At 38.0% G+C, this 12,151-nt stretch carries 8 protein-coding genes and 2 pseudogenes; 5 read left to right on the top strand and 5 right to left on the bottom strand.

The annotated features are described in order from the left end of the window. Positions 1-216 precede the first annotated feature (216 nt). Positions 217-390, bottom strand: a pseudogene (locus RG963_RS15190) (HepT-like ribonuclease domain-containing protein); the annotation flags it as partial. Between the two features lie 213 nt (positions 391-603). On the opposite strand from RG963_RS15190, the gene RG963_RS15185 reads away from it, so the two are divergent. Then, a complete protein-coding gene (locus RG963_RS15185) occupies positions 604-1,083 on the top strand; it encodes a hypothetical protein (RefSeq protein WP_310577122.1) in 480 nt (159 codons plus the stop codon). A 1,423-nt stretch (positions 1,084-2,506) separates the two neighbouring features. Here the strand turns inward: RG963_RS15185 and RG963_RS15180 are convergent. Next, positions 2,507-2,734: a phosphate-starvation-inducible PsiE family protein gene (locus RG963_RS15180; protein ID WP_396654743.1), complete on the bottom strand. Its 228-nt coding sequence runs from the start codon at positions 2,732-2,734 to the stop codon at positions 2,507-2,509. Between the two features lie 2,171 nt (positions 2,735-4,905). Further along, positions 4,906-5,571 carry a PrsW family intramembrane metalloprotease gene (locus tag RG963_RS15175; RefSeq protein WP_310577121.1) on the bottom strand — a complete coding sequence of 222 codons (666 nt, stop codon included), beginning with the start codon at positions 5,569-5,571 and terminating at the stop codon, positions 4,906-4,908. 50 nt (positions 5,572-5,621) lie between these two features. Between RG963_RS15175 and RG963_RS15170 the strand changes: the two genes are divergently transcribed. Next, positions 5,622-5,843: a hypothetical protein gene (locus RG963_RS15170; protein WP_310577120.1), complete on the top strand. Its 222-nt coding sequence runs from the start codon at positions 5,622-5,624 to the stop codon at positions 5,841-5,843. 321 nt (positions 5,844-6,164) lie between these two features. Here RG963_RS15170 and RG963_RS15165 read toward each other — a convergent pair whose 3' ends face one another. Then, positions 6,165-6,641: a hypothetical protein gene (locus RG963_RS15165; RefSeq protein ID WP_310577119.1), complete on the bottom strand. Its 477-nt coding sequence runs from the start codon at positions 6,639-6,641 to the stop codon at positions 6,165-6,167. A 1,130-nt stretch (positions 6,642-7,771) separates the two neighbouring features. Here RG963_RS15165 and RG963_RS15160 point away from each other — a divergent pair. Both RG963_RS15160 and hcp read left to right on the top strand, forming a co-directional pair. After that, positions 7,772-9,016: an IS110 family RNA-guided transposase gene (locus RG963_RS15160; RefSeq protein ID WP_310577118.1), complete on the top strand. Its 1,245-nt coding sequence runs from the start codon at positions 7,772-7,774 to the stop codon at positions 9,014-9,016. A 169-nt stretch (positions 9,017-9,185) separates the two neighbouring features. Then, positions 9,186-10,799: pseudogene (hcp, locus tag RG963_RS15155) on the top strand (hydroxylamine reductase). A gap of 681 nt (positions 10,800-11,480) precedes the next feature. Here the strand turns inward: hcp and RG963_RS15150 are convergent. Continuing rightward, complete coding sequence (locus RG963_RS15150) at positions 11,481-11,873, bottom strand: alpha/beta fold hydrolase (RefSeq protein WP_396654742.1); 393 nt, start codon at positions 11,871-11,873, stop codon at positions 11,481-11,483. Between the two features lie 52 nt (positions 11,874-11,925). Between RG963_RS15150 and RG963_RS15145 the strand changes: the two genes are divergently transcribed. Beyond that, on the top strand, positions 11,926-12,151 hold a 226-nt coding region (locus RG963_RS15145; RefSeq protein WP_310577116.1), incomplete at its 3' end, for a hypothetical protein.

Raw genomic sequence — 12,151 nt, 5'->3', positions numbered from 1 at the left:
CTATAATAGGGGTGGGGTAAAAAACATGAGCGAAACAGACAAAAATATTGTGCCAGGAGCCTACTACCCAATTTTGGCAATTTCCACCTTTACTATCCGATTTTGGTAATTCCCATTACTAAAAGTCCAATTTGTCGCCTTAATTCTACGGTAGAGTGACTAATTTCCTGTAAAATCACAAATATCAAGAAGTTAGTGAGCAGATCTCTCAAGCCTTTAAAAGAAGGCTTTATTCAAATTATTTTCTTCTAGTATCTTTTCAATATCCCTTTTCAGTTCAGGCAGTCTTTCATTTGCAGTGTTCCAGACAACATTCAAGTTCACGCCAAAGTAAGCGTGGATTATGATATCCCTAATTCCAGCCATTTTTCTCCAGGGAATAAAAGGATATTCCTGTCTTACCTCTTAAGGAATATGCTTTGTGGCTGGTTCCGTCGCAAAAAAATATTTCTGCAATTTGACACTATAATTTTCACCTTTAGGTGTCATTTTCTTCTTAATGAAAATGAGTGACTTTCCGAATTGTGAAGATTTTCGCTGATTTTGTAAAAAAGCCAGATTTTTTGCAATGGAACCAAGGTAAATGAAAAAGGTGTGGAAGAAATGAAACAGTATACCTCAATCGAAGAATTATTTGAAGATAATAAAGAGCTTTTTGATACAGATAAGAAAAAAGCTTGGTTCCTGATAGGAAATGCGTACAGCAGAGTGATGTACCAATCAAAAAAGTACTATGAAGAGAAAAAAGCAAATGTGAATGGAGAATCCAAAAATCCAGTTTCTTATGATGTATCCTATCTTGAAAATGGGTTCATATTCAAGAATTTTGACTATGGAACTTTCATGGACTTCACAACTAAGTGCACTGAACTCCTGATAAAGTATGGGGTATACAGCAGGGCCGGATATCTTAAAGCGGATATCTCACAGGCAATTTTGCTAATGGATGGACAAAATACCAAAACAAGCACAAGCGAAGCAAAATATATGTTTGTAGCAGGACTTAACCAGTTCATCAAACACAAAAAGAAAGAAGACAACAAAGGGGATATAGAATTCGAGGACGAAAAACACAGGAAATAATGGAAAAAGATGCCAAATAATGTCAACGACAACAGAATACTTAATGTTTTGGGATGCAACAATGTCTAATCCCAATGGTGATATGCTGGGTTTCGTTGCAAAAAAATATTTCTGCAATTTGACACTATAATTTTCACCTTTAGGTGTCATTTTCTTCTTAATGAAAATGATTAACTTTCCGAATTATGATGTGGTTTTTAATGATTTTGTGAAAAAGTCAGATTTCTTGCAACGGAACCGAAAAAAGAACATATAAGGAAATGGCAGAACGTTTTGGAGTGTCAAAAAGATACATATTTTTTATTTTTGTGGATGACATTTTACCCTAAAATGTTGCTATCATAACGATTTTATAGTCCCCTTTATGTCAACCTGGTGACGGTTCCCGAAGATTCGGACAAGAAGCTATATTTTTTGCTACATCTTTCATATTTTACATTACAGCTTAAGCACTAAATTTGGATCTTTTCCTCATTTAAAATAAATTTAAAATATCCGTGGTTATTTATAGGTTTAAATACTATTATGTCTTGCAGGACATTTGGGGACTCTATATTTATAACTGTTCTGCATAATACGCTTATATGGGATATTTGAGAAAGCTAAAATATATTTGGGGAGCTAAATTTATAGCTCACCTGCCTAAAAAATACAAAGAGGCAAAAACCATGAGTGAAACAGGCAAAAATACTGCGCCAGAAGATACTGTCGTGTCAATCTTTAAAGATTCAACGATTCTGATTAGTTGCAATCGATTTTATACGATATTTTGCAGTTGACGCTACACTACTAATGCAGCACTAAAAGAAGAGAAAGTATCAATTCCAGATGCCAAAGTGGAGACATCTAAATAATAGGTTTGATCTGTGAGTTATTGATTATGATTCACACAATTCAGAAACCGTAAACTTGAGACCCTGGATTGTTAAAGCACAGTGCTTTTTCAAAACTCCGGTGTATTCGTTTCTTTAAGTTGTATTGATTTAATCTAAAAAACCAGGTACAATGTCCATCATACAAAATAGCCCACGTTTTGAAAAATGTAGAGATGGTATTATGCTTTCGTTTTTCAATAACTCACCCCAACATCAAATGTTTGACAAAATCAAAAAGATACTGAGTGTTAAAAAGATACTGAGTGTTAAAAAGATACTGAGTGTTTTTGTGGTACCCTTTTTTGTAGTGTCAATAACAGCTGTGGTAATACTCTTAATGGCATATACCATCGGGATAAAATTTGCCAATAACATATTCTTCCAAAAATGAATCTGGACGATTAATTGGTAAAATCATTCTCACATTTAAGCTCTTCATATACCTCAACAGTTCCTGCGTTCATCTTCTCAAAGACAGCAACCTTTTACCCTTAAATATTGTTATTTCTCTGCTTTACACCATTTGCCTAAATAAATGATGGAAAAAATCATGTTTTGTGTGGATATTTGACAGCTAAAGCCCTTATTGTACCCAATGTCAGCATCAATACCGACATGCCCAAAATAAATTGATAATCATATTTTTGGGCATAGACTCCTGCCGAGATTTCACGCATGACTATTAAAATCGTAGCATCGGTTACATATGTAAGTCTGATTTCTTTATGTTCACGATAATCAACAAAAGTATTGAAAAGGTCAATAAGAACAAAAATTGTGAGGACACCAGATACTATTTGACCAAAACCGCCCCCAAGAGTCCCGAATAGAACTGATTTGATCTGTAGGAGGGATATATATCACCCCCACAAGTAGCGCCAGTAGCAGTATGTAAAGGGCGAGAATAGTGACTAAATCAATAGTCATTTTAAATAATTTGTCATGGGTTATCATAAACGTTTTATAATGAGTTTTCATTTAATTTCTCCCTCCATTTATCATCGGCAAGATCGACATATTCTCTGTTTTTATACCGCTTGCCATGCCACCGTAAAAACTACTTAAACCCTACTAAAAATTGTTTTTTTGTTGCATTTGAGATTGGTTTTTCCATCTCTATGAACCCAACTGCTAATTGATTCCTTGAACTCATCAACCTTGTCAATCGTTAGCTTGTCGAGATCTGATCTAACATGCATTAGAAGATACTTCATTATTTTTGTATTATTTTCAATCGTCGATGCAGATCTTGGGTTGTTCGGATCTCTAAAAGAAACTAGTGTCTAAGAAATTTAGTTATGAGTCATCATAATTAAGAAAGGGACTACGTATGAGGACTTTTTTAAATATTAATGCCCTATAATTAAGTTGCCAGGACACTAGATATTTCAAGACAACTTTTTGGTTGACTTCTGAAACCTAGTCCTTCTTAAAAACATATTTATGTCGTCTAATGGTATCATTTATTATCATCAGTAATATAATACAGCACATTCCTAATGTAAGTTTAGTATAACCTGACATATAACTGATAGTAATTTTGAATAGCCCTGATATATGTGGTTATTTTGAGAGGTAAGGGAACTGTTTTTAACCAAGTCTAGAGGCTCTGTGTGAGTTGTAGGATACAAAGATGGCTTTGCCTTTGTACGCCTCAGTAAAAGAAATATATAGTCAAAGAAGACTCAACGATTTCTGAGAAACTGAGTGTGCGGCCCGAAGCATACTTCATCTAAAGTGGGGCTGCCGCATATGATTTGAGTTGATCTCATTTAATTTGTCGCAAAAGTTAATAAACTAAGTGGATCTAATTAAAATAGATACTTTTTATTATCTCCGGGTTTTTGATCGATTGCAACCGTTGAATATTAAAAACACTGATAAATTTGACGATCCCAGAAGATATTAAAAAGTCTCAGATTTCTTTCGTCAGCTGCAAAAGGATCAGAAAATCCTTCTTAAACCCCAGTAAATAACAGGTTGTTGAAAGTTATCCTAAGGAGACCTAAAAGCTGGGAGTTCTTTGAAGGTAACTGGACCTGGGACATAATATTGAAAACTTAAAGTAAAATATTATTTTTCAAAAATGTAAGCTAATAAGGAGTTGAATACATGGCAGAAGAAAAGAAAGCAGAACCAAAGGAAGAAGAAGGAGAAGCTAAAGTTGAACACATACACCCCTCTGAGCAAAGAGGAGGTAAAAAGAAAGGTCTTCTGGATACCTGTAAGTAAGTAGGCTCATATTTTATAGTGGGGATTGAGTTTTTGATCAAATCTGAAAAACGAACACATCCCCGTGTTTGGGAAAAATGTAAAAGAGATATTCCTGTGCTTGTTATTTTCAGTAACTCAATCCCTACAGGATTTAAACCAAGTATTTAGAATTAGGTCGTCCATCATTAAATGTGAGTTTTTCATTATTTCCTGACGTAATGAACGCTTGCATTTTCATGCATTGAAGCATGTGCTCTTGCCGCACCCGAGACGGAACAAAAAATGTTGGCAATAGTAATTAAGAGGTATTCTGAAAATAACATCAACCAGATAACAGAGGACGACAAACTATTCAGCATAGGCAAAATTACATCAATAACCGTCTTTACTAAGTAAGATCAAATGGGCAAATTTCAGTGGGCTTATTTTCTTTAATTATTGGTTATTAATTATGTTTTTCTTTTTTCATTAGTTGGTAATCAGAGAGTTGATCTCAAAACGCCGGCTCTCCAAATTTTTGATTACAAACCCATATCTCCTTTAGTTCTACTAATTTGATTTATCTCCTATGAAATTTTGGTTCAGAAAGTTTTAAGGTAGTTTTGAAGCAAGCTCACTGATGGTTAAAATGGCCTCTAACCCTGATCTTTGAATTTACAGCAAATTCGCAACACTGCCTGAGAGATTTCAGTCTTTCCGAGGTTCAAGTTTCCTATAGTCCTCCTTTCAGGTGTTATATGTCCTCGGTTTCTGGCGGCAAAACACTTTGTAACCTGATCGCTTCTCGCCAGCGCAGCCAGAGGACCTTCACTCCAATAATACCGATTATGCTATCGGTGATGAATACGCCTAACCCCAGGCTAAAGACATTCATAATGACCCGAGGCAACCCGTCCCACATTGCGTGAAGGATAGAAACGAGCAGGTAAACGCCAATAACTTGCAGGTCAATGCGGAAGCGACCATTCCTGCTTTCACGAAACAGCACGCTGGCTAAAATCGCCGTCCAGGTCCCGTGCCCCAGCGGGGAAAGCAGACCACGAAGCAAGGTCACTGCCACTGTTACCGAAACGCTCCCATTGCTCGCTAGGAAAGCTGTAAAAGCGTAACCGTTACTTTCCAGGGCCGCAAATCCCATCCCTGCAGCCGCGCCCAGGATCAACCCATCCATTTCCGAGTCATGCCGTTTGTGACGTGCAATCACCAGTACCCCCAAGATTTTGGCAAATTCTTCGATGAGCCCTATTTTTAGAATCGCGCCAAGATCCAACTGGCGGATAAAAAATGGCTCTAAAATGGAAGCGGCAACAATACCCAACAGCCCGCCATACAGGAAGGCCAGATAGATCGTCGGCAATGTCAGGCGGCTGAGATGCCTGCGTTCGTAAAAACGCCACATAGGCGACGGGAACCATAAAGTTGCCGACCATTACCAGGGTGGGGAACAGGTTGGAATTGCCTGTCAGCAGCAAGGCAACCAGCAAGAGAACATATAAAACTGCTGCAGTAGCTAAAACTTTTAGCCAGGCATTCCGCCGGACCACCGGTACAGGCGGCTGGATTTTCGTAGCGCTGTCCATATTTCCTCCCTATGCAATCCGTTTATCTTATTCGGTCAGTTGGAATCTCACAGTCTGTTTGCCCCCAGTGTGTGGGGTATTGATGCCGTAAGGTAGATCCGTGAACCAGATATTGGGCTACATACCGAGGGCCTCGACGTGTCTCAATTACGAGGACCAAAAACATCATTCCCCTATGTCATCAGATAGTATTACGAGCGAGGCTTAAAAAATTGTGCATCTGATAACCGTATCCAACAAGTTTTATGGAATTTGCGAAGAAGCATGACCTAGCGAAGCGAAGAGTAGCCGGATGGCGATATCAAGAAGCTCACTAAAGAGGTTAGTGCGTGGGAGATTGAGAAAATTTATAAAGATGATGCTAGAAAAGCTTCATAGACATTATCAAAAAATTGTGATTAATATTATAAAGTTATAGTTTCCCTAGCATATAAGATCTAAATTTGGTTAAAATCTCTGTTCCATTTCTACGGAGTTCTTTGATATTTTCCTGGTATACAAAAGTTGCTGGCACTAACAGTAATGGGATAGCTGCCGCAGCTTTAGCTTCTTCTGGAATAGACAACGCGGCTAAAAAGCTCGCTCCAGTAGCACCATAAATAGGAATTATAGGAATTAGCATAGCTAAACCAAATGTTCTTCTGAAATGGATACCTAATTTTGCAGCCAGAAAACCATTAGATCCTATGACCAAACCAATACCTACACTGGGCCCTATAGTCCGAAAAGGATTATACGATGGTCCGATATAAAGTCCAAAATCGAGACCAAAAAAGGAAAAAAGGCCATTGAATTGATTCCTTTCTTGATTGGAGTTTCCTCCAAGGCCTGATACAACTATACCTATATCCAGTTGTAGAGGTCCCCTTTCTACTTCCCTTCCATCCATTATATTATTACTTTCCCTAATCAATAATAAAATTTATCTCTCTTCTTTTTCACCAAAAAGGTATGGTCTTTATTTCGATGTTTAGGCCTTATAGAAAACCTCTCGGAATCAGCTTCGAGGTGCTCAAAATAACTATTTTAAGTTATTCAGTTCAATGAATGGAAATTTGCTATAACCAGATCCAGAAATCGATTCAAAAAAGCCGCTCGTAATTATAATAGAGGGATTTTTGGTTTGAGCCGGTGGTGGAGACAAGAATTCGAAGCAAATGAATCAATATGCCCTGGTGATAAATTCGCAAAAATAATATGTTTAAAAAAACGTCCATCTTCACAAAAAATTAGTCTGTCGCTTCTTCAGCCCTTACAATACTTTTTTCTTTTAGTCTTGTAATATAAGAGTAGTTGCATGCAGTATAATGGTTTAGAGCATCTGTCATCTATTTTAACTCAATACCCATTATCTGCAATCTCTTTGCAGGTAAGGGAAGCAGGATATACTTCAAACAATGCCTCCAATATTCTGTATTTCAAATAATTAAATTTGTGATAAGTTCATGTAGCCATTGTCCTTTCCTTTAAAATTCTTTAACTTAAATTCCAAGTTTAGTTACAATGTAGATTATATGACTCGGTTTACATGTGAGTTTGGACATAAGAACTGCAGTGGCCATCCCTATAAATTAAAACCAATAGAGTATGCGGTTTTCATATCCTAGAATCTAGTTACACGCTCTTAGCGGGCTTTAAAGCGTGTAACCGGATTAAATTATATAAGGAGCAGCTTTTTGGAATTGGCACGAAGATAAATTGAATTTTCATCATTAAGGTATCCATATCGAAACTCTCTCCTATATATGAGCTAGTATCGTATGGAAAATAGTATTCTAAACAAATATGAAATTCTTCGAATAACAGGCACAAACAAATGAAAGTACTTTTCACCTTACTTTTATTAGTATTGATTTCCTCATTACCTTGGGCAGTAAGGTTGTCCACATTTTGGTTTTTCAAAACCGTACCTAAACTAATCAGTGAATTGCCATCGAAGGCTCAAATGTGACTCTGATCACGGATGCTAAATTGGCCTTTTAGGCAATTCCGCTGCCCAAACAAATTGGGTGATCTAATTTGATTGAAGTCATAAACAAAGCTTGTGGTTTAGACATTCACAAACTCTTTTTCATTGCCACAATTCTCAGTAGATCCGGTGAAAAGCTCCAGAAACGTTTAAATAGAGACGAAGATGGAATTTTAGCCCTCAAAGATTGGGTTATATCCGAAAAATGTGATGTTGTTGCATGTGAATCGACAAGTGACTTTTGGGTTCCGATTCATGATTCCTTGATAAAGCATCTCCCTGTTATAGTTGGAAATGCTCGAGATATGAAGGCATTTACACACAAAAAGACAGATAAGATAGATTCAGAATTCATTGCACAACTTGCATTGAATAAAATGGTTCAGCCATCAAGAATTTTCCCAAAAGATCATAGAGATTTTAGATCATATGTTCGACTTCGGTTTACACTTGTACAAAAAAGAACAGATCTAAAAAATGAAGCTCACTCAATTCTCGCACCTGAAATGTTCAACCTCAAGGATGTGCTGACAGACATTTTTGGCAGGAATGGCAGAATTATCTTATCAGGAATCTCTTCAGGTAAAACCGTTGATCAGATTATCACAAGCCTTTCTCCAAATGTTCGTAAAAAAAGTGAGCAGATAAGAGAGCTTCTGAATAGAGAAATATCTCAAAGTGCTGCATTCAGGCTTCAGACCTGTCTGAATCTTATAAAGCATCTTGACGATGAAATCGAATCTTTGGAAAAAGAAATTTTTAATTATGCTTATAAAAAGCATAAAAGGGAAATGGAACTTTTAATGTCAATACCTGGTATCGGAGAACTTGGTGCAGCTACTCTAATTGCTGAAATAGGCGATTTCAAGGACTTTTCATCTGGAAATAAGCTTGCTTCGTGGCTTGGAATAGTTCCGAATGTGTATCAATCTGCAGATAAATTCTACAACGGCAGAATCACAAAGAGAGGATCAAAAGTAGCAAGGTGGATTCTGACACAGATTGCTCAAGCAGCAGCAAGAAAGAAAAATAGCAAGTTAAAAGAGTTTTTTAACAGAAAAAAGAAATCGATTGGACATGCAAAGGCAATCATTGCCCTAGCACGGAAAATTGCCACAATTATCTGGCACCTAATTATAAATGACGAGATGTATGAAGATGAAACAGGATATAAAAAGGGAGAAATTCAAAAAAGGAAGATTGTTGAGACTGAAATATTCTCGGTTGATGAACGGATTAAAATAATTAGTGGAATATTCGCAATTATGAAGAAAAAGGATCTAGAGAGCACGTGAGGAAGATATCCTCATGTACTTTCATGCTAATGTACCGGTACTAGAAAGACACCCGTCTTTTAAAGTGGTACTACACATTTATCATTTTTATAATATGAACTGTGTATGAGACAGAATGAAATTAAAAACGGGGAGTAAACTGAATAACCAGTCTCAAAGGTGAAAAAATATGTTCTGTAATCAATGTCAGGAAGCTCTTAACTCAAAAGGTTGTACGAAAAACGGGGTATGCGGCAAGAAAGGAGAAGTTGCAGATCTTCAGGACAGACTGATCTACGTTCTCAAAAGCATCTCTTTCTATAACCTTAAAGCAAGGGTTGCAGGCCTAAATGAAGAAGCAACAGATCGGTTTGTGCTTGATGGCTTCTTTGCTACTCTTACGAACACTAATTTTGACAAAAAGGAAATTGAATCCCTTATAAATAAGGGGTTTGAGCTCAGAGACGATATTAAAGCAAAGCTTCCTGTCGAAAAAAATCTCCCCTCCGTGGCTACAGTTACCCCCGAAAGCATAGCAAATATGGATGTTGCTGTTCACTCAACTGAAGATGAAGATATCCGGTCACTTAGAGAACTTCTTATCTACGGAATGAAAGGAATGGCTGCTTATGCACATCACGCTTATATCCTAGGCTATAAAGATGAAGCAATCTTCGAGTTCATAGAAAAAGGGCTGGTTTCGACCACTGACGACAGTATAGGCGTGGAAGCTCTCATTGGCCTGGTTCTGGAGTGTGGCCAAAAAGGAGTTTCAACTCTTGCCCTGCTCGATAAAGCAAACACTGAAACTTATGGAAACCCTGAGCCAACAGCAGTCAATATAGGTGTAGGAAATAAGCCAGGCATCCTTATAAGCGGGCACGATTTGCGAGACCTCGAGCAGCTTCTTGAGCAAACAAAAGGTACAGGAATCGATGTCTACACCCATGGAGAGATGCTGCCTGCAAACTCATATCCTGCATTCAAGAAATACGATAACTTCGCAGGTAATTATGGGAACGCCTAGTGGCAACAGAACGAAGAGTTTGAAAAGTTCAACGGCCCAATCCTGCTGACGACAAACTGTATAATCCCGCCAAGAGATTCATACAGAAACCGAATTTACACTACAGGGGTAGTAGGCTTTGAAGGACTTACTCATATATATGAAAAAGAAGACGGCACAAAGGACTTCATCCTTCTGATCGAACAGGCAAAAACGAGCAAGCCCCCGGAGCAGCTGGAAAGTGGGACCATCATAGGAGGCTTTGCACATGAAGCAGCCCTCTCAGTTGCGGATAAAATCATAGATGCGGTAAAAAGCGGAAAGATCAGCAGGTTCATGGTTATGGCAGGCTGTGATGGCAGGCACAAGGAAAGGGGCTACTACACTGAGTTTGCAAAAGCCCTTCCGAAAGATACAGTAATCCTGACTGCAGGCTGCGCCAAATACCGCTACAACAAACTTGACCTTGGCGACATAGGAGGAATCCCAAGAGTTATCGATGCCGGACAATGCAACGACTCTTACTCACTTGTGGTAATTGCTCAGAAGCTTGCAGAAGCCTTCGGGCTCAAGGACATAAACGACCTGCCTGTTTCCTACAACATAGCCTGGTACGAACAAAAAGCCGTGCTTGTCCTGCTTGCCCTCCTGAGCCTTGGAGTAAAGAATATCACCCTTGGCCCAACACTTCCAGCTTGTGTCTCTCCGAACGTTCTCAAAATTCTGGTCGAGAATTTCAACATCAGGCCAAACACAACCATTGAAGAAGACATGAAAATACTTCTGAACCAAGTATGAACCTAATTATTTGTAACGAAATAACTTAGGCAACACAGAATTATTTTGGAAATTAAATCGATGAACATGCTTGTGAAAATCGTTAAGTACAGTATTAAAAAGTGCCTAAGTTATTTCGCGTAGGGTTCTAAGGAAGATGGGTATAAATTATCGGCATAATGCTGAAAACATAGAAAATGTGGCTAAAAGGGATAATGATATGAAATCTTCATCGGAAAGGCCGAACTCTCATAATGTGAGCTTTAGGATGCTCTATAATACGAGAACAAGCAGCACATCATGGAACTCAAACCAGGAGAAGCCAATTTTCTAGTTAACTTCGAAAATCTGCTCTTTTCTAAAAAACACCTGTAAGTCACCTACTGGTCCATTTATTCTTACTAGTGTCCTGGCAACTTAATTATAGGGCATTAATATTAAAACTAGCTCTCATACGTAGTCCCTTTCTTAATTATGGTGACCCATAACTAAATTTCCTAGATACTAGTGTCGCGTCAATCCTCAAAGATTCAATGATTCTGAATAGTTGCAATCGATTTTATACGACATTTTGTTGTTGACTCGACACTAGTAACATATTACAACTCATTCCTTTTATAATTTGATTATAACCTAAAACATAACTATTGGTAATTTTGAATAGAAACTAATACATTATTTGCCTTTTTGCCCTCTGAACTTTTACCTGCTGCTCGCAAAAAACGTCCTGAGATTGCCAATTGCAAGGACGATTGCGCTGCGAGTTGCAGGTGTATCCGCAAGTGCGTTTAACATCACGAAATCGTGTATAGTTCCCAGATATAGAACGACTGTAACATCAACACCGGCTTGAACAGGATCGACATCCTGACCGAATGCTTCTGGAAAATCCTTTGGATCAATCCATAAGAAACCCTCTGCACCAGGGCGGATGTCTGCCTGGCCGGATGCAACTGGCATCCGTTCATCGAGTTCCCCGAGGGCTTCTCCATTGTAGGGCGCACATGCAAAAATATAAACCAGTCCGACAACATTGTATGCATTAGCTCCTGCTGCAGTTATCACCACACCACCATATGAGTGACCAACGAGGATTGTGGAACCATTTTGTAGCTATAGTCAAGATGTTAAATAATGCAACTATTAGATGGATTACAAAGGTGATTTTTGTTGCAGCAATTATAGGCGTGACTATATATGCGACTTGTCACTGAAACGTCATCAGCTGATTACTGGAGATGGATTGAAAGCAAAATACAGGGTATTTTTAAATTATCTTTTCCCCGCTGCTTTTAAAAACGCTGTTCAGAAGCAAAACTTTATTAGCTGCCGGGAAAAAGTAATTTCAATTAATATTTTGTTTTTAATAAAAT

This window comes from Methanosarcina baikalica, from assembly GCF_031461075.1.
In the GTDB taxonomy this organism is placed as follows: Archaea; Halobacteriota; Methanosarcinia; order Methanosarcinales; family Methanosarcinaceae; genus Methanosarcina; species Methanosarcina baikalica.
The sequence above is the reverse complement of the archived record's forward strand: the minus strand, read 5'-3'. Positions and strand labels throughout refer to the sequence as shown.

What these genes read in the sequence shown, in the direction of transcription:
- RG963_RS15185 (WP_310577122.1), top strand. Translation starts at nt 604, where the DNA reads ATGAAACAGTATACCTCAATCGAAGAATTATTTGAAGATAATAAAGAG.
- RG963_RS15165 (WP_310577119.1), bottom strand. Translation starts at nt 6,641, where the DNA reads ATGGATGGAAGGGAAGTAGAAAGGGGACCTCTACAACTGGATATAGGT.
- RG963_RS15175 (WP_310577121.1), bottom strand. Translation starts at nt 5,571, where the DNA reads ATGTGGCGTTTTTACGAACGCAGGCATCTCAGCCGCCTGACATTGCCG.